The organism is Kineococcus sp. R86509 (assembly GCF_042466365.1).
Taxonomy (GTDB): Bacteria; Actinomycetota; Actinomycetes; order Actinomycetales; family Kineococcaceae; genus Kineococcus.
The window spans coordinates 62878-84965 of sequence record NZ_JAXHCE010000001.1 but is presented as its reverse complement, the minus strand read 5'-3'; the positions used below and the strand labels follow the sequence as shown (position 1 = coordinate 84965).

Below are 22088 nucleotides of genomic sequence, written 5' to 3'. Positions count from 1 at the left end.
CACGTCCTCCTCACGAGTGTCGACCGGCTATGACGACGGGGACGGCCACCACGAGGAACGGTGCCTCGGACCTACCTGGACGGACGGTTCCGGTGGTCCGCTCCCTGGGGCTCTTGGCCCTCTGCCTGGCGACGTCGCCGGCCGCACCTCCCGAACGTCCTCCGCGACTGCTTAGGAGAACCGGTGCCTCAACCCCCTGAAGGTGCGCAGCTGTCCGAGGACGGGCAGTGGTGGTGGGACGGTGCCCAGTGGGTGCCCATCGATTCGGCTGAACCCGCTGAACCAGTTGAGCCGGTGGAACCGGTCGATCCCGTCGAGGAATCCGGGAGTAGTTCCCTCGACACGCCTATCGACTGGTCGCAGTACCCGGAACTGGTGCGGGCCACCACCTACGGCTCGGACATCGACGCCTACCTCAGCGACATCGGCGTGGACCCCAGCCTCATCACCCCCCTCGACAACGTCTGAAAGGCGGCCCTGCCGTGGCGTGTATGGACGAGAAGATTACCGCAGGGCTTGCCGGTACGGGGGTGACGGCGGGGGGTATCGGGCTCATCGCCTCCACCGCGACCGGCCCAGGGTTCTTCGCCGCCGCCGCGGGCTGGCTCGTGGCTGTCGCCGGGTACGGCGTGGCCCTTGCGAAGCTGGTGGTGTGTCTGGAGCTGAACGGTCAACCCGAGATGGCGCAGGTCATCCGGGAGAAGGTTCAGGCGTTGGAGCGTGAGATCCAGGCGTTCAAGGACTGGGCGGTCTCTCTTGGTGTGCCGCTGTGACTCGGGAGATCCCTTACGTCTCGGACATGAAGGTAGGCAAGGGCTACAACCTGCTCACCGGTGATGCGCTCCCGTCTCCGGCGGTGACGGGGACGTTGTCGCCGGTGCAGATGAGCGGCGGTCAGCAGGTCGTGTCGCAGATCCGCCGGATCGAGGACCTCGAGACCCTGCACACCTCTCTTGGCGTCTCCGTCGACGCCGGCGGCAGCTACATGGGCTTCAGCGCCAGCGCGAAGGTCGACTTCGTGGGGGAGTCGAACTTCACGCAGTACTCGACCTACCTGCTCGTGAAGGTGTCGGTGTCCAACGCGGTGTTGACCTTCGATGACCCTGTCCTCACTGACGAGGCCGTGCTGCTCGTCCAGAACGGGGATTCCCCGCGCTTTCGTGAGCGGTTCGGTGACTGCTTCTTCAGTGGGATCGTGCGTGGTGGTGAGTACTTCGCCATCGTCGAGATCTCCGGTTCTGATGTGAAGGAGCGTGAGGAGACGGCGGTCGCGATCGAGGCGGCTTACGACGGGCTCGTCGCCTCCGCCAGCCTCAGCGTCGACATCAAGACCAAGAAGGAGCACTCGAAGTCCAACCTCAACGTCTCCATCAACGTGTTCCAGCAGGGCTCGGTGAGCACCACCGATCAGGACATCGGTTCCATCATGGCCAAGGCGAAGGGTTTCCCGCCCTCGGTCGCCGGTGATCTCGCCTACCCCTATGCCCTGGTGATCGAGGAGTACCGCGCCCTGCGCCTGCCGTCTGACGCCTTCAATCCCCTCGACATCGAGAACCAGCGTCAGGTGCTGCTGGACCTGGCCCGCAGGCGGTTCGAGTTCATCACCCTCCAGAACGACATCCGGCACGTCCTGACCTCACCGGAGGACTTCACGGACCCAGACGTCGCGGCGCTGAAGGCCTCCTATGACGAGGTCGTCGCCGCGGTCAACCAGATGCAGAAGGAGGCCTCCGCCTGCACCCGGGACCCGGGCCGGTGTCAGTTCACCGTCTTCGACACGTCGAAGTTTCCCTTGCCGGACCTGCGGCCCGGTGCGCCGGTGCCCACGACGGTGACGGCGCCTGCGTTGGTGGGTCAGACGCTCGCCTGGGCGCAGGCGACGTGTACGAGGCTGGGCCTCGGCGTGGATCAGTACCCCACCAGCGGCCCTGACGATCACAGTGACGGTGTTGCGTGGCAGGAGGTGTTGTCGGACTGGACGGATCAGGACGGGGTCTTTCACTCGCGGATAGGCGAGGAGCATGTTCGCGTCACGTGGCAGCAGCAGCCGGCGGGTACGGACGTCTCCGCGGGGAGCAACATGATCATCACGATCGATCCGGCCTGAAATCCTCTCCCACGCTCTGTCCGTCCGGGGCCGAGGCTAGGACCGGGTGGTCAGAGGCGGGCGTGGAGGGTGGTGATGACGAGGTCGGCGGCGGTGGTGAGGTCGTAGCCGTCGGGCCAGGTGGTGACCAGCAGGGTGAGGTCGTCGCGGAAGTCGGGGTCGTCGAGTTTGGCGCGGAGGTTGGCTTCGGCGGTTTTGCGGGTGAGGCCCTCGGGGCGGTAGGGCCCGAACGCGGCCAGGATGGCGTTGGAGTCGAGCTTGAGTTCGGTCAGGGCGAGCCAGAGGTCGAAGAGGTCGCGGCCTTTCTTGCGTTGGTAGAGGGCGCGGATCTTGGTGGCGATGAGCTCGGTGGGGTGGAAGGTGTTGACGTCGGCGCTGGCGGTGTACCAGGACGACTCCACCGCGAAAGGTAGCTGCACGAGCGGTACGGCGGGGGAGCGTTCGTGGGTGTTGACTTCGACCTTCACCCGTAGCCGGGTGCCGTCTTCAGCCACGGAGCGAAAGTAGACCTTGGGGTGGACTCCGATGCGGGTGGTGACGTCCATGCCCAGTGCGCGGCCTAGTTCGCTGAGGGTGTGGGTGAGTTCGCTGATACCGCCGGGGCTGGTGCGGACGTAGTCGAGGTCTTCGCTGTAGCGCCGGGCGGGGTGTAGGTGCAGTTTGTGCAGGCAGGTCCCGCCGCGGAAGACGAGTTCCTGGCCGAGGTAGGGGTGGTGGGCGATGTCGATGATGAGCCGGCTGAGCAGGAGGTCTTGTTCGATTTGGGCGCGGGTGGCCCAGGGGGCGGTGCGGGACCAGGCGGTGATGGTGGGGGAGGGGATCACGGGTCAGGCTCCATCACGGGGTCGGGTTCCATTACGGGGTTGGGTTCGATCACGGGGTTGGGTGCGATCACAGGTCGGGTTCGACGTCGGTGTTGAGGATCAGTCCCCAGGCCGGGTCGCGGGTTCCGCGTCGCGGCCCGCGGGGGTCCAGTAGGGCCGGCTGAGCGGATGGCTGGGCGTGCAGGTGCTCCTGCAGTCGCTCGAGGACGGGCACCACCTCGACGTCGGTACTCAGGAGGTCCTGGTCGTTGAGCAGGGTGAGCAGGTAACCCAGGCGGCGGATCGTGGCGGTGGCCACCGTAGAGGCCAAAACAGTGAGGACCTCGGGGTCTAGGCCGGCTTCGTCGACCAGCTCACCCACGACGGTGGCGACGTTGCTGAGGCCTCCACCGCGGGCGGGGTGTTCGCACAGGTCCAGGGCGGTCAGCTCGGGGCTGGAGATGAGGACGGTGCCGGTGGGTACTGGATGCGTCTGCACCGCGGTAGCGCTCCCTGCTGTGCCGACGCTCCTGCCCGCGCTCCTACCCGCGCTCCTGCCGGCGCTCGCGGGCGGCGTCGTGAGTCGGTGGGCATCAGCAGTGCTGGGGTTGGTGCCGGTCAGGGTGGGGAGGTGGGTGCGGGTGTGAAAGCGCAGCCGAGCCCGCCCGATGTCGCGGTCGGCGGTGGGGCGGTTCACGGCGACTTGGCTGACCTGGGCGCGTTGGTGGGAGGCGCCGTGCAGTTCGGCGGCGGAGAGCCAGCCGAGGTAGTAGGTGCGGTTGAGGTGGGTCATGAGGTCGTGCAGGAAGTGGGTGACTGGGGTGACGCCCCAGCTGCGGTATTCCGGGGGGATGGGGATCCACAGGCCGCGGGCGGGGGAGAAGAGGTGCTGGGTCTGGACTTGGCGGTGCAGGCGGACCCGGACCTGTTCGGCGGGGATTTCCAGGACCTGGGCGGCTTCGGTGGTGGTGATGGAGGTGCGGCCGTGGGCGAGTAGCCAGTCCGCGAGGTCTACCGCTCGGGTTTCCATGTCACCTCCCACCGTTAGTGATCAGTCTATCGTTACGTTGAACGTAACGATAGACGAAGTACACACGCTTTGGGGTGGGGTGCGTCAGTGGGCCCTGTCTTCGCTGTAGTGCTGGAGGGTGGTCACAGAGCACGGATGAGGGTGGCGAGTGACGTGAGCCAGCGTGAGCTCTTATGGGCAGTGGGGCGCTCGTAGTAGGTCAGCTGGCATGGCAGCGGCGCAGCGCGTGGTCCATCAAGGGCGGGCGCAGGTGCCGCGGTGCGACCGTACGGCGCGCTGAGGAGACCGGGTGAGCTAGGCGGCTTGGGTTTCGCGGATGTGGATGAGGCCAGCGGCTTCGAAGAGGGGAGGGAGGTCGAGGTCGCAGGTGTCGCAGAGGTGGTGCAGGTCGGTGAGGAGTTCGACGAGGGCTTGCTGCATGTCGTCGGCGTTGCTGTGGCTGATCTGGCCGTGGCGGTGCAGGGCTTCGGCGGCGTAGGTGGCGCGGTGGGCGTTGGTTTGGCGGGTTCGCGCGGCGCGGGTGGCGAGGTCTTCACCATCAGGTGCGGCGTTGGGTAGGGCGGTCAATCCACCGGTGTGACCGGCGCTCGCGGGTTGGTGGCTGGCTTGGGTCATGGCGGGTCCTTCAGTGTGGGGAGTCCAAGGGGGTGGGGCGAGATGTGAGGGGCGCGAGTGGCGTGAGGCGCGCTCGCGGGCCTGGGTGCCCTGTGGGGCGTGGCGTCTTCGCTGAAGCGGGCTCGGTGGTGCTGCGCCTGTTGAACCCGGTAGCCGGCGTTGGCTGAGCGGCCCGGGCTGGCCTTGAGCTGAGGTGTCAGTTGGCGGGGTGCTGGGTGACGATGAGGGTGAGGTGCGGACTACTGCCGCGGAGCTCGCTGGGAGCAACTTCGGTGTCAGGTCCGGTGGTGGAGGCTCGGCGGTGGGGGGCAGGCACCAAGCCCAGCCCCTGCTGCAGGTCTGCCGGGGGCCGGGCGAGGGCCGCGAGGTGGCCGCTGCCCACGGGAGAGCCGGTCCCGGCGTGGGGGACGGGTTCGCTGACGATGCTGATGACCGGTGCAGACGGTTGAGCAGCTTGAAGTTGGGCAGCCTGGAGCTGAGCAACACTCAGCTGGCGGTCTGTGACCTGCGCAGCCTGCAGCGCAGCCGCCTCGAAAGGAGTGATTGACCCTGCGGCGTAGCCGGCGAGGTAGCCGAACAACGCGGCGGCGGGCACTGCGGCCAGGAGCAGGACGGCGCGTTCGCTGGGCTTGGCGTGAGCGAGCAGCGGCACGAGGGTGAGGGTGGCGAAGGAGGCCAGCCCGACGGTGGTGGCACGGCGTGCATCGATGCGGCTACCGCGGATGGTGATGCGGGGCACGTCGTCACTCCTGCCTGCTCCCGATACCAGCTGCACCTTCCCAGCCCGGGATCGCACCCGGTGGGTCAGCGAGCTGTCGCCTTTGCTGTGGACTGAGCCTGCCACACAGCGGCGCTGAGAGCACGGGCTGTGAGGGCGGGGCCAGCGCCTGAGCTCGCGGGTTTCGGTCTGAGGTGATCGATCGCGTCGTCGCTAACGACGTCCCCCCGTCGGTGATGAGGTCATCGATAACGCTCATCGATCGAGGTAGCGATCACGACCCGGCCAGTTGTAGCCATCATCTGCTCCTCCGGGTCGGCCAGCTCCACGCCTCCAGCCCCCGGACGTCAAACCCGCCGGCGCTCGCAGGCGGGGGCTGGCGCTGGACCGTCCTGGGGGGTCAGTGGGCGGCTTGGTAGGCGCGCAGGACGGCCGGGCTGATGCGGCCGCTGGCAGGGGACGGTGTGACCGTTGTCCAGAGCCCAGGCGCGGATAATGCGGTGATCAGGGGTAAGGGTGGTGCGCATGTAGTTGTCGCGGTGTCCGACGGTTTGCCTCCCGGTGCGGCGGGCGTGCTGGATGAATACGTCGAGGCCGGCACGCCAGCCAGAATCGCGGACTACGAGGGCATCCTCTTCGACGTGGTGCACCGGCCTCAGGGGGCGTCGTGATTGTGGTTTCGCAACGAGGGCATGCCGGTGGTGCTGATCGTTGAGGATCCTGTGGACACCACAGTCCACGTGGAGCAGCTGAAAGTACTTCGAGGCGACCTCGCACGACGGGTCCCACGACAGCGAGGGCGGGAGGGGCGCTGGCTCAGACGCGCCTCCGGCCGCCCATAACATTGTGGGGTGATGACCCAGAAATCATTTCCGGCCAAGGGGTCGATGACGGCCGAGCAGGTGAAGGAGGTTTACCAGTGGCGGGCGGCCTGGATCGAGATTTCTGCGGCCGGGAACTCGTCGAAGGTTGACGACGTAGACCAACGAGTTCCCTCCGCCTCGTCGGAGGTCTCGGACTTCCCTGTGTCATCGACTGAGGTGTTGGTAGGTGCCGTCGAATGCTTCTGGTCGATGGGTCGCTCCTGATCTCGAGCACAGCCAGCGTCAAGACCAAAGTTCGCGACATCGGGCTGCCGCTAGCCGGTTCGGTCCTCCCATCGCCACCGCCACCGTTGACCATCGCCTAACTGGTTCGCGCACTGCTCTACGAGCGAGGGCTTGGTGGCTGAGCAGACGCTGCGTCAAGCTCCGGCACTTCGCCGCGTCAGTTGTGCGCTTCACCGCGCCAGTCGAGCGTTTCGCTGCGTCAGTCGGCCGCATCGGCCGCGGCGAGCAGACCTTGGGTTCAGGAGGCAGTGCGGTAGCCGCCTCCTGCGGCCTTCGCCGAGTACATGGCAGCGTCGGCGGCCCGCACGAGATCGTCAATGCGGCTATGCGGGGCCTCACTCACCGAGGGCAGGTCAGTGTCGGTCAGGACCTTCTCTGGTGTTCGACGACCACCACGGATCGCGGCAGCGTCACCGCGAACCCTTGTCGGGTGCGTCGCAGGCCTGCTCGCGATACCGACACTGGCCGACGCAAGAACGTAGTGTTCACGAACCTGTCGTGGTCCGAGCTCCCTGACGATGTCGGCGGCGAGTACCTCGGCGGTCTCCGCGGTGGTATCTGGGAGTAGGACGACGAACTCGTCGCCGCCCAGGCGCGCTGGGATCCCTGATGCTCCGACCACGGACTGCAGGCGTAGCGCGGTGTCGCGCAGGAGCAGGTCGCCGACCTGGTGTCCCAGGGTGTCGTTGATCCGTTTGAACCCGTTGAGGTCCAAGATCATGACGACGACTGCCTGCCGATCGTCCAGGTTCGTCGCCTCCTCGAAGAACGCTCGACGATTGGGTAGTCCGGTGAGTTCGTCGACGAATGCCGCTCGACTTCGCTCCAGCAGTGACATCAGGGTCTTGATGACGACCGCCAACTTCGTGGCGACCGCAGCGAGAGCGAGGACCTCGAAGACGAGGGCGACCGTGGCCGCACGGGGGTGCGAGGTCCGGAAGTAGGCGGCCACCATCGTCAAGGTGAAGACACTGAGGGGCGCCGCCAGGTTCGCCCAGCCCAGATCGGTGGCGGCTATCGGAGCCGGTGCCGGCGACCAGGCCGTGTGCACGAGGAGGACGAGGGAGACAAGACGTACTACTGCCGCAGCGCCCAGTGCCCACGACGGGGCCGGGACAAAGGCTGTTGTCGGAATGGGTGCACCGGCGAAGTGGATCGAGTCCAGCACTTCTGCGACGAGCGTGAGCGCGAAGGCCACGAAGAGTTTCGGGAGTCTGGGGTCGCAACGCCAGCCCACGAGATGGCAGTTCGCCGCTGTGAAAGCCGTCAAGACCAACAGCAGCACGGGGCGCGTCAGCCATGCCCAGGCGGCAGTCGCGGGCATGGCTGCGTCGTGGAGGGCGGGGACGGCGGTCACGGCTAGGATCGCTCCGAGGCCGAAGACGCTGGCGATACCGTCGAACCAGGCAGTGATGTGAGGCATGACGGCGCTGCGCTGGTAGTGCAGCATTCGCAGGTTCGCCCAGAACAGCACCGGGTAGACGAGAACACCCGTGCCCGCGACCACTACCAGCAGCGACGTCGGAGCTGCGTGCGTACCTGTCGCTCTTGCCGCGAGGCTCTCGAGGATGAGCAACGTCTGAGGAGTGAGGGCCGCAAGCACCATGAAACCGATGAGCAGCGCCTGCCACGGACGTCCCGGCACTCGGTAGCGACGACCCGGCAGGAGGACGATCACCGCAGCCATCACCACCAGGCCCAGTGAGGCCACGGCGGCAACCACCGGGAGGAACCGGGACACCATCGTGGCGGCCAGTCCAAGGAGCCCGGTGAGGCCCAGAAGGGTCACTCGCACCGGCGATTCTCGCCACGCAGCGAGGAGAGGACGCCCGACCACGTCACGGCGGGTGTCCCGCTCGGTGCCTGGGTCGGCGGTCCTGGCCACGATGCTGCTCTCCGGGATCGTTGTGTGACGACGTCACGACGGATCGAACTGTGCGCTGTGCTGTCGTGGACTATCGACCGGACAGCGGATTATCTGGACTCCTTCAGCTTCTTCTCACCCAACCGCGGACGACTGGACACAGTCGGTCACAGCGGCCGGTTCAGTTCCCTCGCGGTCGCTGATGCACCCACGTCATGGAGGGGGGGAGGAGCGTGCCCGTTGCGTGGCCCATCACCTCGACTTCGTCGAGGGTCGGACCTCTCAAGAGCAGGAGACGACTGTGAAAGGTGCCTGTCTCGGCGAGCTGACCACTCGTACGTCAGGACGCCGGGTCCGGCCGCTATCGCGGCCGGACTCGCCATCGCAGCTTGGCGAAGGACATAGGGACATCTTCCGGCATCGGGGTGTCGCGTGAGGCTCACATGAGCCGCCGGGTCCTCGCCCTGGCCGTCACCAGAGCCTTCAGGTAGCTGCGGGAGACCACGTCGAGCTCGGCCAACGCCGCTACGCCTGTTGCAGCTTCGACGACGGAACCGCCCGCAGGTTGATCGTTGCCAGGGTTCTGGTGCGACACGAGAGTCTTCGTCAGGACGCTCATCACTTCTGCCGTCTCGACGCGACTGCCGTTCCCGACATCTCCCGCAGGGGAGTGGTTTTGCTCGAGGGTCGCTGCATGAGCGCGGACGGCGTCGACCGCGGCCCCCAACGGTCCAGCACCGAGCACCAACGCATCGCGCACCTGGGGTTGCAGGCGGCATCCGCGAGTCAGCTCACCGGGGTCGAACCCCAGCGCCTCAGCGGCACCGGACAGCAGTCCCACGGTAAAACCCGCGTCTGGTTGGGTGGGTGTGAGTAACCGGCATGCCTCGGCCCGCGTGAAGATCCAGGTGATCGTCTCCTCCTGCACACCGACGGATCCACTGTGCGCCAGCAACAGCAGGGTGATCCACCCGAGAAGCTCCTGACGGCCCAACATGACCACGGCCTGGCGCAGGGACGTCACGCCACCACGAGGGGCATAGGCCGCGGAACTGACCGTGGTCAACACCCGCACGCTCAGGCCGGGATCACTGGACAGGTGCTCGAGCACCTGCTCGACAGGGGTCTCCAGGTCAGTCAGCAAGGCCAGGAGCTGGACGCAGGTGAGATGTTCCGGACTCAGCGTCTGGCGCTGCACGACGTCTGGACGGTGCAGGAGGTAACCCTGGTAGAGGTCAACATTGAGGTCTTGACAGGTTGTGAACTGTTCCTCGGTCTCGACCCGCTCCACCAGCACGACGGCCTTCGGATTGACCCTTCGCACGAGAGCGATCACCTGGGGCAAGCGTTCGGCCGTCGCTTCGAGGTCGATCTTCACGTAGTCGGCGTGCAGGACAGCAGGCACGCGCGACAGCTCGCCGTCGAAGTCGTCGACGGCGATCTCGAAGCCGCGCCGTTTCAGGGCGTGCAACCCAGCCATGACCAGGTGGTCCACCTCGACGGTCTCCAGCAGTTCCAGCACCACCCCCTCGGAATCGAAGGGCAGCGGTAGTTCCCCAGTGAAGAAGGACCGGGTCGCGTTCAGGAAGAGACGTCGTCCACCGGCCAGGTCTTCTACGCCGAACTCTGCGAACGTCGTGCCGATGACCTGTGCCGTGGCGCGGTCGTGTTCCAGGCGGCCGGAGAGCTGAGCGTGGTTAGCCCTTCCCGAGCGGTAGAGGAGCTCGTAGGCGAACACCTGACGTTGGGCGGTGTAGATCCCCTGCAGACCGACTCTCGTCTCGGTAACCCCGCTCGTGACCCCGCTCGTGACCCCGACTGGGGTGCCGTGACCGGTCGCGCCATCCCGGGCAGGGGCAGGGGTGACGGAGGCAATGGTCGAGTCAGGTTCCGGGCCGACACTCACGAGAGGATGTCGCGGGTCACAGCGAACTGCTCGGTGAGCACACCACCGATGACCGACTGGGTCTGATTGATGGCCTCGACCACGGCATGGATCTGCGTCAGCGACGCGGTGACCGCCTCCACCCGCTCCTGGATGCTGGCCACCTTGGCGCTCACGCTGGCGGTCGCCCGCTCGGTCTCCCCCGAGAGTTCCTTGACCTCCTCGGCGACGATCGCGAAACCGCGCCCGGACTCACCCGCCCGTGCGGCTTCGATGGTCGCGTTGAGCGCGAGCAGCTTCGTCTGCGCAGCGATGGCCTGGATCGCGCGGACCACTTCGTTGATCTCGTCACTGGCCTGCTGGAGTTCGGCGACCTCGACGTTGGCCTCCGCGGCCAGCGCTTCGCCCTGGGCGGCGACGCCCGAGGCGGTCACCACGTTGCGCTCCACCTCCTCGATCGAGGTCAGCAGGTCGGTACCGGCCGTGGTGAGGCGCTCCGCGGCGGCGAAGCGTTCCATCGCCTGACCGATGAGGAAGGCGGTGTTGCGCAGCGCGCTCTCCCGGCTGGTCGACATCACCAGGGTTCTGGTCGCGAAGAAGTCCATCGTCCCGACCACCCGTCCACCGACCACGACGGGCAGGCAGACGCCTGACTTCACCCCGGCCCGCTGAGCGGCGGGAGCGCGGACGCAGTCGGTCATCTCGCCGAGGTCCTCCACGAAGAGCAGGTCCTGCTTGGCCCAGGCCCGCCCGGAGAGTCCGACGCCCTTGGCGAAGGAGGCGGAGAGGGTCACCTGGCGGAACTCACTTCCCGCATCGCCCGACTCCAGCTCGAAGCGCAGCACCTGATGGCCGGCCGACCCCGTCTCATCCAGACGCCAGAACGACCCGTACTGCCAGTCGAAGTCACGTCGGATGGTGTCCAGCGCCACCCGCAGCGCGGCTTCTTCACCCCCGGCGGAGGTGAGCTCGCGGATGAGGGTGGAGACCGCCGCGACGTCCTGGGCGGCCTTCTCCTGACGCAGAGCCTCGTCCAATCGGGTCACCGCGCCGGAGATCAGCGTCGCGACGCTGCGCAGGACAGCCATCCGCCCTGTCGAGGGGGTGGCCTGCTCGGTGGTGAAGAAGTCCATCGTGCCTACGACGTGACCGTCCTGCAGGATCGGGAAGCTGATGCCGGCCTTGATGCCGTCGCGCTGCGCCACCGGTGCGCGCACGCAGTCGCTGAGCTCGGAGAGGTCGGCGACGAAGACCAGGTCGCGCTGGCGCCAGGCCCGGCCCGAGAGGCCGACCCCTTCCGCGAAGGTGGCCTCCAGCGTCACCTTGCGGAACTCCGCCCCCGCTACTCCGCTGTCCTGGGCGAAGCGGAGCACCCCTGCGGCCTGGTCGAGCTTCCAGAACGAGCCGTAGGCCCAGTCGAAGTGGGTCCGGACGGTCTCCAGGGCGATGCGGATGGCGTCTTCGACGGTGCGTGCCTGCTGCAGTGCCTCGACGACACCGGTGACTGCATCGAGGTCTGCTGCGGCCTCGGCCAGTTGCTGGGTCAGCGACGTGACGGCCTTGGTGGCGTGGCGAGCGAACACGGTGAGTCCTCCGGGGATCCTGCAGCGTCGGGAGGGGCGAGCGCGGATCGACGCCCTGATAGTTCAGCACTGAAGGAATCGGCAGGACGGATCACGACCTGTACTGCTGCGTTCGGAGGAACGTCCAGGTAGAGAACCGATGGAGTCCACCCACCGAGGGAGGTCGCATGCGGGGTCTCAGGCAGGCGTCTCGTGCTACGGCACCGCCGTCGTCGTCGCCGACACCGGCGGCACCGTCGGTACTGCAGGGATGTCCTGGTCGGCGAGGCCCACCCGTGTCCATCTGATGCCTCAGCAGTATTCAGGGACCAGGGTCCTCAACCGATGAAGGAGTTGTGACAGTCACCACCGACGCCCCCAGTGCTCGTTCGAGCCGTTCCAGCACAGTCCCGGTCACCTCCCGGCTAGACACCGATCGCCTGCCGGGCGTCCGCGAAGACCACGACGTCATCGCGAGGTCGCCCTTCAGTGGATCGGAGGTCGGTCACCTCACCCTGCAGGCCGGTCTGAGCTTGTTGAACGTCCTCGATGGTGTGGCGGGGCAGGTGGGGCTGCAGGGCAGTGATCTGCGAGCGATGTACCTGCTGCACGTCGTGGGAGACCAGAGCGCGGGGGAGCTGGCCCGGCGTATGCAGGTACCGCAGTCGTGTGTGACCCTGATCGCCAAGCGGCTGGAGGCCGACGGGCTGCTGGTCCGTCAGAAGCACCCCTTTGATGGTCGCAAAGTCATCCTGGCCCTGACCTCCGCGGGTGAGAAGGCCACTGATGAGTTCTCCGTCCTGGTGCGTGATCAGATGCGGAAGTTCTTCGCGCCGCTCTCAGCGGCTGGTGCGGCGGCGCTGGCTGCGCTGCTCGCCGAGGTCGTCGAGCCGCACGAAACAGCTTCACCTTGACGTCACGACGGAACGTGGGACACACCATGGTGTCTCTGGAACCCGGGCCTTGACAGGTCTGGGGTGTAGGAACGCGGGATGCGTCGAACATCCGGAGTCCTGCTTGTCTTGGCTCTAGCCGGCCTGGCTGCATGCGGCGCCGAGTCTGGAGAGGATGGTGGGACCAACCCGGCAGTGCCAGCCACGGCCTCGCCAGAAGAGGTCGTTGATGGCTACCTCCAGGCACTACAGGAACGGAGTGAAGCTGATGCTGTGGCACTGACCATCCACGCGTACGGCTGGGGTGATGGCTGGTCCTCTGATCCGCCAATCCTCGAAGACGTAGAGGTCGGGATGTCGAGCCCGGACGTGCTGGTGGGTCCGACTCAGATGCAGTGGGATGACGCGGTCACCGTGCCAGCGATGGTCACGGTGTCTGGTGATGAGGATGTTGCAGACGGCCCCGCTGACTTGACCTTCACGTTGTGGCGAGGTCGCGTCAACGATCGTTGGTTGATCGCTGGACTTGAAGCGAGCTCACCTTCTGGCAGCACCATCATTGGCTAGGGTCTTGAGCCCGCCCGCCCGACGTCGACAGCGCACGCTGCTGATCGAGAGGTTGGCGCACCGCGCGGCATGACTGTGCGTCCCGTATCGCGGGATGACCGTGGGGTTGTCGTCCATGCTGAAGCGATGCGGACGAGCTTGGTCGATCAGCAGTGGGACGCGGTGGAGTCGGGACAGGTGATGAGCCCGAGCGGCGTGCCGTTCACGCGCCGCTCCAGTCGTATCAAGCGCCGCGATGCTGACGTCTTGATCGCGGCCGGTGCGCCCTTGGTTCTCTACTGGTACGGCGGTCAGCAGTTGGACTACTTCGACGGCTCCGACGCGGTGGATCGGTGGCAGTCCGTGCGCTATGCCCTCACCAGTCAGGAGCCGCGCCTGGGCGGGGACGTCGTGTGGACTGGAGGCTGCTGGGTCAGCGATGGCGACCAGGAGTTGCTGCTGTTGATCGGCCACTGCTGAGCCCTCATCGCGGGATGACCGTGAGGTGTGGCGACGAGGGGCGCCGCCTTCAGTCGTCAGCCCGTGTGGGATCACCTTCGTCCCACGAGTCCGCTGCTTGCTGCTTCAGGCGGTGGGTGTAGCCGATGAGGATCCCGAGGATTTCGTCGTCGTCTAGGTCTGAGGTCACCCGGACTGACCATCCGGTGCTGCCGTCTGGTTCGTTCAGTTGCACGAAGGCCAGGAGCCCACGCGGCGTCGTTCCTTCGGGCAGGGCGGGGATGCTGAGGCCTGCTAGGACCTGCCCTACGGGTAGTGCCGGAACGCTGGACTCATCAGGTGTGCTCATGGATCGATCTTGGCTCATGCGGGGTGACACTTGCCGGACCATCGTGCGCTCTTCGCCATGTCCGTGAAGTCGTCGAGCGTACCCAAACGAGTGGTTTCACCCGTTGCGGTCTTGCACCAGCCCAGCGACTCGCCATGATCGCTGGCATGCAGTTCGATTTGGGCTCCCTCTTCTTCGGTGCCCTACTCCTCGTCGCCGGCGCCGTGCTCGTGGGGAAGAGAGCCACGATCGTTCGCGAGGCGAAGGCGCGGGAGGACGTGAACCGCAAAAGGTTTCTGAAGGGTGAGTACTTCGGGCAGGTGCCCGTCGTGTTCTCCACCGGTACCCGGGTAACGATGGTGACGGTCTTCTGCTTCGTGGTGGGGGTTGTCTTCGTCGTCTGGGGCATCTTCTAGCCTGCTGGCGCTCGCGCGGGAGCTTTGGCGCTCGCGCGAGAGCTCCGGCGCTCGCAGGGGGAGCTGCCGCCGGTGACCCTCTCGCCGGGCGTGGGCTTGTTGGGCTGGGTGGTTCCCGGTGGAGCGTTCACGCCGTGACGGGCCGGCCCCGGCGGGGCCGGGAGTGTTGGTCAGGCCGAGATGTCGTGGCGATCCAGGTATTCGTCGAGGGCGGTGCGGGCCAGGGCGGAGAAGTCGCGGGCGCCGCCGGCTTCGATGAAGGCGAGGATGCGGGCGTCGAGGTCGGCGGGGACGGTGACCTGGCGTTTGGGGGAGCGTCCGGCGGGGCGGTTGTGGCCAAGCGTCTTGCGTCCACGGACGGCGCGCTCGAGGGCTTCGGGGCCGCCGAGGGCGTCGAGCAGGGCGGAGCGGCCGTGGGCGGCGGCGTCTTGTCCGTGCAGGGCGGTGGGGGAGTCCGGGCGCAGGGTCATGTCGTGTTCGGCCCAGTCAGCGGCCGCCTCATCGCGAGCAGCATCAGCCGGAGTGGCGTCCTCTGCGCGCTTGCCCTGAGGGGTGGGCTTATCCGGTCGGGTGGTGCGCGGGTGCTGGGTGCTCATCGTGTCTCCTCCATCTCCTCGTGTGTTCGGTTCGTGCATCGGCTCTCGCTGCGCCGGTGTCACTGCATTCGGGACAGGTGCTTGCGGCGGGCGAGCATGACGTGGAAGACGTGCAGGTCGCGCGGGGGTCGGGGTTCGACCATGACCTCCAGCAGCGGAGCGGTGCGGTCGCGTTGGGGGCCGATGTAGAGGGTGGGGCGGATGTCGGCGGGGGGGCGGGGTTCGTCGAAGTCGGTTTCGACGTAGAGGGCGTTGAGCATGGCGTGGACGGCGTCTTCGTGGGCGATGCCGTGCTTGTCGGCGGCTGCGGCCCAGGTCAACGCCATGCGATTAGAGTACGCCTCAATTCAGGGTATGTCTACGCCCCAAATAGTGGTCGTGACCACTACCGTGCTCGTCCACCCCCACTCCCCGCAGCTACCTGCACACCTGCCCCCGGCGAGCCCTGTGGTGCACGATCGAACGGTGCCCCTGGACACCGACCCGCGCACCTCAAGCGCCCACGCGGCGGCCTCAGCCCGCGAACGTGACGACCCTTTGCTGGGACAGGTCCCCACCTCGGGGCCGGTCGCGGACCTGCTGCTCGCCGGCTTCGCGCCCCACGAGGTCGTGCAGTGGCTGGGATGGGAGGCCACCCGGCCTTGCCTACTCACCTGGCTCGCAGCATCACCTGAGATCAGGGTGCGGAGATGGCTGCGCACGCGAAGTTCACCCTCGCCACCGATATCCCGGTCTACTTCTGCGACCCGCACTCGCCCTGGCAGCGGGGTAGCAACGAGAACACGAACGGCTTGTTACGCCAGTACCTACCCAAGGGCGTTGACCTCAGCGACGTTACCCGAGAGGACTGCTCGCGATTCAGGACTCCCTCAACGGTCGTCCCCGTAAGACTCTGCAGTTCATGACACCATCGGAGAAGCTCACGGAGCTGTTGCGCTGACCCCTGAGACCGCCCTCGCGAGGTGGAGAAGCCGACGTCATCGCGCGTCACGCGTCTTGCAGAACAGGGAGCGGCTACAGGATTGTGGAGTCCCGCCGTATCAAGAGAACGACCGTCGACACCCACGTGTCCCCTGGCGCACGTCGGCCGGGGGACACGGCGGCACGATGACCGTCAGGTCACGCGGAACACCGGCCAGCCGATCTCCGTGCGCCAGGCGGCAGGATCGGAAGTGTCCCGGGGCCCGACGCGGTAGACCTCTCGCACGGGACCCGCGACCGACATCGCGTTGGCCACGACCCAGATACCGAGCTCGCCGTAGGTGACGTCGGCGCCGTCGTGCTCGCCGATGTGGGTGGTCACCGCGAGTTCGGCGGCGGGCAGGGTCACGGCGCGCACCCGCCCGGTGTGCGGTGGCGCGGCCGTCGGCAGGTAGAGCAGCACCTGACCGCGGCCCTGCTCGAACAGCGAGTTGTCGTAAGTGCCACCCAGCGGCCCGGTCGCCGCCTCGCCGACCGCCGCCTCCAACTCGGCCACCGCCCCGGCGAACCAGGCCTCGACGTCGTCGTGGCCGACCTCGGCCGTCACCGCCGCGACGGTGCGGGCGGGTTCGGCGCGCAGCTCGACCTCGAGCGGGCTGGGGTCGGGCCGGAGTAGGCGGCGCAACGACGCGACCGCGGACCGGGTGCGGTCGAGCTGGGCCTCCAGCCGCTGGAGGTGGTCCGCCACGAGGGTCGCGCGGACGCCGGGGTCGGGGGTCCGCAGGATCCGCTGCACGTCGCCCAGGGGGACGTCGAGTTCGCGGAGGCGGTTGATGACCTGCGCGACCGGGATCTGCTCGACGGCGTAGTAGCGGTAGCCCGTGGCCTCGTCCACCACGGCCGGCTCGAGGAGCTCCCCCTCGTGGTAGCGGCGCAGGGTCCGCACGCTCAGGTGGGTCAGGCGGGAGAACTCCCCGATGCTCAGCACCCCGCCAGTCTGAAGGTTCCCCCGGGGAGAGGGTCCAGCCCTTGACCCTCCCGTTCCGCGAGACCACACGGTGACGACATGACACACACCGACCTCGGGTCCGACACCCTCCCGACCACCCTCCCGACCACCCTCCCGACCACCGTCCGCGACTTCCTCGCGGCCAGCACCGTCCACGACGCCGACACGGCCGCCTCGTTCCTGGCCGAGGACGCCGTGGTCGTCGACCAGGGCGAGACCTTCCGGGGCCGCGGCGAGGTCCACGCCTTCCTGCGCGACGCCGGCTCCGAGTTCGAGTACACGACCGAGCAGGTCGGCGCCCGCCGCGTCGATGCGGACCACTGGGTGGTGACCTTGCGGCTGGAGGGCACCTTCCCGGGTGGCGTCGCCCAGCTGGATTACCGCTTCACGCTGCGCGGGGCCCTCGTGACCGAGCTCGTCATCGCCAACCACGTCGCCAACCACGTCGCCAACCACGTCGCGAACCACGTCGCGAACCACGTCGCCTGAGCCAGGCCGCACACCACCGAGACTCCAGAAGGAAGAGGAAAGAATGTCCGGCAAGGAACGTGACCGTCTCGACGGCCGCCGCGCGCTCGTCACGGGCGGGTCGAAGGGGTCCGGCAAGGCCGTCGTCACCCGCCTGCGGGAGATGGGTGCCGACGTGTGGACCACCGCCCGGACGATGCCCGACGGGTACGACCGCCCCGACCGGTTCATCGAGGCGGACACCTCGACCGTCGAGGGCGCGCAGTTCGTGGCCGCCCGCCTCGCCGAGTCCGTCGGCGCGCTCGACGTCCTCGTGCACGTCGTCGGGGGCGCCTCGACACCGGCAGGCGGGTTCGCGGTCATCACCGAGGAGCAGTGGCTGACCGAACTGAACTTGAACTTCCTGGGCGCGGTGCGCCTGGACCGGGCGCTCCTCCCGGCGATGGTCGCGGCCGGATCGGGTGTCGTACTGCACTTCACCTCCATCCAGCGGGAACTACCGCTGTACGACGCCACCCTCGCCTACGCAGCGGCCAAGGCCGCGCTGCGCACCTACAGCAAGGGCCTGGCCAACGAACTCGCGCCCCGCGGGGTGCGGGTCAACGCGATCAGCCCCGGCGGGATCAAAACCGAGGCCTACGAACGGTTGGTGGACCGGATCGCCGAGGGCAACGGGCTCACCCGCGAGGACGCGAAGCAGTCCATCTTCGACTCCCTCGGTGGGGTTCCGCTGGGGCGGTTTGCGCAGCCGCAGGAGGTCGCCGACCTCGTCGGGTTCCTGGTGTCCGACCGCGCCTCGGCGATCGTGGGCGCCGAGTACGTCATCGACGGCGGCACGGTTCCGACCGTATGAGCTGACGGCAGGGCGGCCGCAAGAGGCTTGTGGTTGCCCCGCCTGGACCACCCGCTGAGAGAACGGATGAGTCGCCGCTGAGGAGAACCCAAAACCATGCACGTCACCTCACCGTCTCCCATTCGAGTCGGTGGGACCGGCCGCACCCTCCGAGTCTGAACTCGCTCCGTCCTGGACTTGCTGACGAGCAATCGTCCACGGACGCGTGCCCCCGGACACCAACCCTGAGATGCGGCGCCCGTCCTCCGCGGAGCAACCCCCACCGACGACGTCATAGCGCGCGACGGCGCCTACCGGGTGCACGAGCGGATTGTGCCCGGTCCGGACGGCAACCCGGACCTCGCTACTCCTGTGCTCCCGTGGCACGTGCCCACGCCTGTCTCGGCCATCTACCTCATCTTTGGCGGTGTGAGACGACCTTGAGCGACGCGGTTTTCCTTCCGGAAGCGCTGGACCGCGCAATCTCCTAACGTCGCAGGGGGGCAGCGCCGGTTGATTCGGGGGATGTCCTGCTTGCCACCTACGTTCACGGCACGCCGTATGGTTCACGGCACGCCGTATGGTCGTCGTAGTCGCCCTCTGGGCGGCTGAAGCCACCATCTCCTGGATGTCGACGGCCATGGCTCGATGCGTCAAGCGCTTGCGCTGGATTACCAGCAGCACTTCATTCATAGGTGGTGGTGGGCGGTGGCGTCAGCGCTGAGGTCACGGGATCGGCCGGGGACGGCGACGTCCTGCTGGCCGTGGCGACGCAGCTAGCGTGCCAGGAAGTACGCGCGATTGGTTGTGCTCATCCCGTGGGTGCTGGCAACCCGACGATCCAGTGCGGCCTGGTTAACGGTTCGAGCGCGAGCCCGCCGCCGAGGCATGGGTGAGTCGCCCCATCACCGCGGCAGTTCGGCGTCGATGAGTGCTGCTAGGGATGCGGCGGCCAGTCGCATCGGCTGCAGAGTCCGCGTCACTCGGCTCAATAGCAGCGAACCTTCGACACCCACAATGATCAGAGTGCCCAGCTCATCGGCGCGTTTGGCCTTGATGCCGCCTTGTGTGAACGCCTCCGCCCACATCCGCGCCCAGGCCGACAGGGCAACTCGGCTCGCTGCGCTGATACCCGTATTCATGGAAGCCTGCTCCAACGCGACGGTGGCTACTGGGCAACCCTGTTCGTAGTTGCTAACGGAGAGCGCGCTCCCGGCGACGTCGAAGTACCTGCGGACGGCGTCACTCAAGCTGGGTGCGGCCGTCAGGCAGTCGCGGATCATCGACCGCACTGTGCGGTCGCCGAGGTCGATGGCGGCGAGAGCCACCTCCTCTTTGCCGCCCGGGAAGTAGTGGTGCACCGATCCCCACGGAGTGCCGGCCTCGGCGACGATCCCGCGCATGGTCGTTGCCGCGTACCCCTGACGGGTGAAGAGAAGGCCCCCGCCGGCAATCGTTCGATCCCGCACACCGCCGCTGCTCTCGTCCATCACTGTTCCACTCCATCACCGGCAGATCACCTTGTGACCTCAAGGTAGCACTTGCTAAGTCGCTTGTACTAGCCTACCGTTAGGACAAGCGTCCTACTTCGGATGGTTGGACGGTGCGAGCCGCGCGCCAGCGTCCGCTACGACACGCAGACCACCTGCCTCCCACCGATGAAGGGCTCGCCATGGGAACCACCAAACCGCCTGAACCGCTTCGAGACGACGTGTCGGACGATGCGCTGCTGGCACGACTTCCGGGTTTCACGCGGGCGGTCCACGACCTCGGGGAGGTGTCACTGAACGTAGTCACCGGAGGCGAGGGGCCCGTCGTCGTTCTGCTCCCAGGGTGGCCCCAGACCTGGTGGTCCTTCCACGAGCTGATGCCCCACCTCGCGCGGTCCTACCGGGTCCTGGCGGTAGACATTCGCGGGATGGGTGGGTCCAGTCGGCCCGCGGGTGGATACGACAAGAAGACCATGGCCGGAGACGTCCATCGCCTGCTCGATACTCTCGGCATTGATCGGGCCAGCGTCGTCGGGCACGACATCGGAGCACAGGTCGCCTTCAGCCTTGCTGCGAACCACCCGACGCTTATTGAGCGGATCGTCATGCTGGACTTCGTGCACTTCAGTCCGGAGTGGTACTCCATTCCGCTGTTGCCGGCGCCGGGTGCCTTCGCAGACCAGAGCAAGGCAGGGAACGACGGCGCCTACTTGTGGTGGTTCGCCTTCCACCAGGTCAAGGGGCTACCCGAGGCCCTGTTGGAGGGACGCGCTCATCTCGAGCACGATTGGTTCTTTGACTACGTGAGCCTCGACAGTGCATCGGTCAGCGTCTTCGACCGGGCCGTCTACGCTGCTGCGTACGCCGACGCCGACTCCGTTCGCGCTGGGAACGCCTGGTACCAGGCACTCGACCAGGATGTCGCCGACTATGAGTCGTATCAACCACTGGGTGTTCCGGTACTAGGCCTCGGCGCGGGCGCCCACGGACTCATGGCCAACCTCCTGCCGGCTCGAGCGCCGCAGTTGACACTCCTGAACGTCCCCGAGGCGGGCCACTTCGTCGCCTCGGAGAACCCCGCCTTCGTCCTGGAGCAACTAGATGCTTTTCTCCCCTGACGACGTCGGGGATTGCTGCGCCGTCGCGGGTGATCACGTTCTCACATGACGACGTTCGCAGGCTCGAAGGCGTCTTCCTCTGCACCGTAGTCCCGATGCGGATCGACCGCGTCGGGGGGACAGGGCGTGCAGGGGTTTGCGTCTGCAGTTTTGGACCACGCGATCTAGCCAATCTAATCGCGTGAAGAAATCAACAATCGAGGAGATTCCGTGTCCCACCTTGTTCTGACCGGTATCGGCAACCCCCACGAGGTAGTCGAGCTGGCAGCCACCCCGAAACTCATTCCCGGACCTGGTGAGGTCCTCGTCGACATGACGGCTGCCGTGATCAACGGGTCCGACTTCATGCAGGCCATGGGAGTTTACGGCGTCCAGCCGCCGCTGCCGTCGCTGATCGGCGGCGAGGGGATCGGCACAGTGAGCGCCGTCGGCGCCGACGTCGAGGCCTCGCTGGTGGGGCAGCGCGTCATGATCCTGCCGAACTACGAACAGGGCACCTGGGCTCACCAGCTCGTGACGAAGGCCGTCAACGTTCTCCCCGTGGACAATGACGGTGACCCGCTGCAGCAGGCCATGCTGGGCATCAACCCTCCGACCGCTGACTTGATCGTTCGTGCCGCTTCGGCACGACCGGGCGACTGGATCGCCCAAACCGGAGCTAACTCAGCGGTTGCCCGCTACGTCCTCGGACTCGCACGCGTCCAGGGTCTGCAGACACTAAACATCGTGCGCCGACCCGAGGCCGTCGACCAGGTAACCGCGCTGGGCGGAACTGCCGTTCTCGTCGAGGACGACCCAGACCTGCCCGAGAAAGCCGCGACGATCCTGCAAGGCCAACACCTCCAGATCGTCCTGGATGGTGTCGGCGGTCCTGGGGTCCCCGCTTTGGCGGCCCACCTCAAGCACGGCGGCCAGATCCTCACCTACGCGGGAGTTCCAGGCCGGCTCACATCGGTCTTCGCACCGTACCTGGCGTTCAACCGGGTCACCGTCGCAGGTTTCTGGGTCTACAACTGGTTCCAGACCGCGACGCGACAGGACATCGAAGGCACCTACGCACGCCTCGCTGACCTCGTCGCCAGCGGTGATCTGCACGTGCCTGTTGAAGCTACCTACAAGTTGACGGAGTACAAGGCTGCCTTTACGCATGCGCAGCAGGGAAAGGCAACAGGGAAGGTGCTCTTCACGTTCGACTAACTGATCGCCTTGACATGGTTCGAACAGCTCACGGCACCGCCTCACACCCGTCGGGAGGCCGGGCTGCGCGCACCATGTCAAGGCCGGGGTCAAGCGTACTAACGCGAGCTTGGCAGACCACC

The 22088-nt window shown here is 66.9% G+C and carries 25 protein-coding genes and 1 pseudogene; 14 read left to right on the top strand and 12 right to left on the bottom strand.

Features of this window, described 5'->3' with window-relative positions; all coding sequences use genetic code 11:
• The first annotated feature begins 183 nt into the window (after positions 1-183).
• From SJY07_RS00435 to SJY07_RS00425, 3 genes are read left to right on the top strand one after another with little or no spacing between them, the layout of a single operon-like run.
• A complete protein-coding gene (locus SJY07_RS00435) occupies positions 184-468 on the top strand; it encodes a hypothetical protein (protein WP_380156208.1) in 285 nt (94 codons plus the stop codon).
• 23 nt (positions 469-491) lie between these two features.
• Positions 492-773, top strand: coding sequence for a hypothetical protein (locus tag SJY07_RS00430; protein ID WP_380156206.1), 282 nt, complete (start codon positions 492-494; stop codon positions 771-773).
• A 26-nt stretch (positions 774-799) separates the two neighbouring features.
• Positions 800-2107 (top strand): hypothetical protein, encoded by a 1308-nt coding sequence (locus tag SJY07_RS00425; protein ID WP_380156205.1) that lies wholly within the window; start codon positions 800-802, stop codon positions 2105-2107.
• A 50-nt stretch (positions 2108-2157) separates the two neighbouring features.
• Here SJY07_RS00425 and SJY07_RS00420 read toward each other — a convergent pair whose 3' ends face one another.
• From SJY07_RS00420 to SJY07_RS00405, 4 genes are all read right to left on the bottom strand, one after another.
• Complete coding sequence (locus SJY07_RS00420; protein ID WP_380156203.1) at positions 2158-2931, bottom strand: nucleotidyl transferase AbiEii/AbiGii toxin family protein; 774 nt, start codon at positions 2929-2931, stop codon at positions 2158-2160.
• A 67-nt stretch (positions 2932-2998) separates the two neighbouring features.
• Positions 2999-3940, bottom strand: coding sequence for a type IV toxin-antitoxin system AbiEi family antitoxin (locus SJY07_RS00415; protein WP_380156201.1), 942 nt, complete (start codon positions 3938-3940; stop codon positions 2999-3001).
• 294 nt (positions 3941-4234) lie between these two features.
• Positions 4235-4555 (bottom strand): hypothetical protein, encoded by a 321-nt coding sequence (locus SJY07_RS00410; protein WP_380156199.1) that lies wholly within the window; start codon positions 4553-4555, stop codon positions 4235-4237.
• A gap of 196 nt (positions 4556-4751) precedes the next feature.
• Positions 4752-5294, bottom strand: a complete 543-nt coding sequence (locus SJY07_RS00405) for a hypothetical protein (protein ID WP_380156198.1) — start codon at positions 5292-5294, stop codon at positions 4752-4754.
• 443 nt (positions 5295-5737) lie between these two features.
• On the opposite strand from SJY07_RS00405, the gene SJY07_RS00400 reads away from it, so the two are divergent.
• Both SJY07_RS00400 and SJY07_RS00395 read left to right on the top strand, forming a co-directional pair.
• The gene (locus SJY07_RS00400; RefSeq protein WP_380156196.1) at positions 5738-5944 is read left to right on the top strand and encodes a hypothetical protein; all 207 of its coding nucleotides are present in this window, start codon (positions 5738-5740) and stop codon (positions 5942-5944) included.
• A gap of 180 nt (positions 5945-6124) precedes the next feature.
• Positions 6125-6361, top strand: a complete 237-nt coding sequence (locus SJY07_RS00395; RefSeq protein WP_380156194.1) for a hypothetical protein — start codon at positions 6125-6127, stop codon at positions 6359-6361.
• Positions 6362-6620: 259 nt separating this feature from the next.
• On the opposite strand, the gene SJY07_RS00390 is transcribed toward SJY07_RS00395, so the two are convergent.
• From SJY07_RS00390 to SJY07_RS00380, 3 genes are all read right to left on the bottom strand, one after another.
• Complete coding sequence (locus SJY07_RS00390; RefSeq protein ID WP_380156192.1) at positions 6621-8267, bottom strand: diguanylate cyclase domain-containing protein; 1647 nt, start codon at positions 8265-8267, stop codon at positions 6621-6623.
• Between the two features lie 418 nt (positions 8268-8685).
• Positions 8686-9984 carry an EAL and HDOD domain-containing protein gene (locus SJY07_RS00385; RefSeq protein WP_380156190.1) on the bottom strand — a complete coding sequence of 433 codons (1299 nt, stop codon included), beginning with the start codon at positions 9982-9984 and terminating at the stop codon, positions 8686-8688.
• 164 nt (positions 9985-10148) lie between these two features.
• Complete coding sequence (locus SJY07_RS00380; protein WP_380156188.1) at positions 10149-11714, bottom strand: GAF domain-containing protein; 1566 nt, start codon at positions 11712-11714, stop codon at positions 10149-10151.
• Positions 11715-12049: 335 nt separating this feature from the next.
• Here SJY07_RS00380 and SJY07_RS00375 point away from each other — a divergent pair, with 335 nt between their 5' ends.
• The 3 genes from SJY07_RS00375 (at position 12050) to SJY07_RS00365 (ending at position 13612) form a co-directional block, all read left to right on the top strand.
• The gene (locus tag SJY07_RS00375) at positions 12050-12607 is read left to right on the top strand and encodes a MarR family winged helix-turn-helix transcriptional regulator (protein WP_380156186.1); all 558 of its coding nucleotides are present in this window, start codon (positions 12050-12052) and stop codon (positions 12605-12607) included.
• 252 nt (positions 12608-12859) lie between these two features.
• Positions 12860-13153, top strand: coding sequence for a hypothetical protein (locus SJY07_RS00370; RefSeq protein WP_380156184.1), 294 nt, complete (start codon positions 12860-12862; stop codon positions 13151-13153).
• A 126-nt stretch (positions 13154-13279) separates the two neighbouring features.
• Complete coding sequence (locus tag SJY07_RS00365) at positions 13280-13612, top strand: hypothetical protein (protein WP_380156182.1); 333 nt, start codon at positions 13280-13282, stop codon at positions 13610-13612.
• Between the two features lie 49 nt (positions 13613-13661).
• On the opposite strand, the gene SJY07_RS00360 is transcribed toward SJY07_RS00365, so the two are convergent.
• Positions 13662-13940, bottom strand: a complete 279-nt coding sequence (locus SJY07_RS00360) for a hypothetical protein (protein WP_380156180.1) — start codon at positions 13938-13940, stop codon at positions 13662-13664.
• Between the two features lie 146 nt (positions 13941-14086).
• Here SJY07_RS00360 and SJY07_RS00355 point away from each other — a divergent pair, with 146 nt between their 5' ends.
• On the top strand, positions 14087-14335 hold the full coding sequence (locus tag SJY07_RS00355) for a hypothetical protein (RefSeq protein ID WP_380156178.1): 249 nt from the start codon (positions 14087-14089) through the stop codon (positions 14333-14335).
• A gap of 170 nt (positions 14336-14505) precedes the next feature.
• On the opposite strand, the gene SJY07_RS00350 is transcribed toward SJY07_RS00355, so the two are convergent.
• A complete protein-coding gene (locus tag SJY07_RS00350; RefSeq protein ID WP_380156176.1) occupies positions 14506-14931 on the bottom strand; it encodes a hypothetical protein in 426 nt (141 codons plus the stop codon).
• A gap of 59 nt (positions 14932-14990) precedes the next feature.
• On the bottom strand, positions 14991-15257 hold the full coding sequence (locus SJY07_RS00345) for a hypothetical protein (protein ID WP_380156174.1): 267 nt from the start codon (positions 15255-15257) through the stop codon (positions 14991-14993).
• Between the two features lie 315 nt (positions 15258-15572).
• Here SJY07_RS00345 and SJY07_RS00340 point away from each other — a divergent pair.
• Positions 15573-15871, top strand: a pseudogene (locus SJY07_RS00340) (IS30 family transposase); the annotation flags it as partial.
• A 174-nt stretch (positions 15872-16045) separates the two neighbouring features.
• Here the strand turns inward: SJY07_RS00340 and SJY07_RS00335 are convergent.
• On the bottom strand, positions 16046-16840 hold the full coding sequence (locus tag SJY07_RS00335) for a MerR family transcriptional regulator (RefSeq protein ID WP_380156172.1): 795 nt from the start codon (positions 16838-16840) through the stop codon (positions 16046-16048).
• A 78-nt stretch (positions 16841-16918) separates the two neighbouring features.
• Between SJY07_RS00335 and SJY07_RS00330 the strand changes: the two genes are divergently transcribed.
• On the top strand, positions 16919-17350 hold the full coding sequence (locus tag SJY07_RS00330) for a nuclear transport factor 2 family protein (RefSeq protein WP_380156170.1): 432 nt from the start codon (positions 16919-16921) through the stop codon (positions 17348-17350).
• Positions 17351-17393: 43 nt separating this feature from the next.
• Positions 17394-18182, top strand: a complete 789-nt coding sequence (locus tag SJY07_RS00325) for an SDR family oxidoreductase (RefSeq protein WP_380156169.1) — start codon at positions 17394-17396, stop codon at positions 18180-18182.
• Positions 18183-19066: 884 nt separating this feature from the next.
• On the opposite strand, the gene SJY07_RS00320 is transcribed toward SJY07_RS00325, so the two are convergent.
• Positions 19067-19651: a TetR/AcrR family transcriptional regulator gene (locus SJY07_RS00320; protein WP_380156167.1), complete on the bottom strand. Its 585-nt coding sequence runs from the start codon at positions 19649-19651 to the stop codon at positions 19067-19069.
• 182 nt (positions 19652-19833) lie between these two features.
• Here SJY07_RS00320 and SJY07_RS00315 point away from each other — a divergent pair, with 182 nt between their 5' ends.
• Positions 19834-20769, top strand: a complete 936-nt coding sequence (locus SJY07_RS00315; RefSeq protein WP_380156165.1) for an alpha/beta hydrolase — start codon at positions 19834-19836, stop codon at positions 20767-20769.
• 210 nt (positions 20770-20979) lie between these two features.
• Entirely contained in the window at positions 20980-21966 is a 987-nt protein-coding gene (locus SJY07_RS00310; protein WP_380156163.1) for a zinc-dependent alcohol dehydrogenase family protein, read from the top strand.
• Positions 21967-22088: the final 122 nt, after the last annotated feature.